This window comes from Oscillibacter valericigenes, from assembly GCF_016902445.1.
GTDB lineage: Bacteria > Bacillota > Clostridia > Oscillospirales > Oscillospiraceae > Oscillibacter > Oscillibacter avistercoris.
The window spans coordinates 1-375 of record NZ_JACSNX010000073.1; the positions used below are offsets into that span (position 1 = coordinate 1).

1 protein-coding gene is annotated in these 375 nt (G+C 64.8%); it reads right to left on the reverse strand.

Annotated elements, in window-relative coordinates; genetic code table 11:
- On the reverse strand, positions 1–375 hold a 375-nt coding region (locus tag H9X91_RS14865; protein ID WP_204805886.1), incomplete at both ends, for an electron transfer flavoprotein subunit alpha/FixB family protein.

Consider the following 375-nt stretch of genomic DNA (forward strand, 5'->3'; position numbering starts at 1 on the left):
GGGTGACCTTGAACAGGTCGCCGCAGATGCCGTAGTCGGCGATCTCGAAGATGGGAGCGGTGTCGTTCTTGTTCACCGCGATGATGCACTCGGAGTCCTGCATGCCGGCTTTGTGCTGGATAGCGCCGGAGATGCCCAGAGCGATGTACACCTTCGGATGCACGGTCTTGCCGGTCTGGCCCACCTGATGGTCGGCAGACAGCCAGCCGGAGTCGATAACGGCACGGCTGCCGCCCACGACGCCGCCCAGGACGTCCGCCAGCTCCTCCGCCAGCTTGATGCCGCCCTCGACATCCTTGCTGATGCCGCGGCCCACGGACACGATGTAGTCGGCGCCGATCAGGTCCACCAGCTTCTTGGCGGCCTTCACGACCT